The 237-nt window shown below is 43.5% G+C and carries 1 protein-coding gene; it reads left to right on the plus strand.

What is annotated here, in order from left to right:
- A partial coding sequence (locus N483_RS25030; RefSeq protein WP_155735433.1) for an SdrD B-like domain-containing protein occupies nucleotides 1-237 on the plus strand: 237 nt, incomplete at both ends.

Here is a 237-nt window from a genome sequence, read left to right on the forward strand (position 1 = left end):
TTCTTCGATGTGGATCAGGACGGCGTAGTTGATTCAAATGATGCGCTGTTAAAAGACATCAGGGTTACAATCACAGGTACTGATAAATATGGTCAAACAGTAAATACCACAACAACGACCAATGCCAACGGTGAGTTTAGCTTTACCGGTTTAATCGAATCCAATGCAGATGGTTACACCATCACGCAAACACCGAGTGCCACTTACCAAACGGGCAATCGTTATATCGGCACTGAA

The sequence above is a fragment of the Pseudoalteromonas luteoviolacea NCIMB 1944 genome (assembly GCF_001625565.1).
In the GTDB taxonomy this organism is placed as follows: Bacteria; Pseudomonadota; Gammaproteobacteria; order Enterobacterales; family Alteromonadaceae; genus Pseudoalteromonas; species Pseudoalteromonas luteoviolacea_F.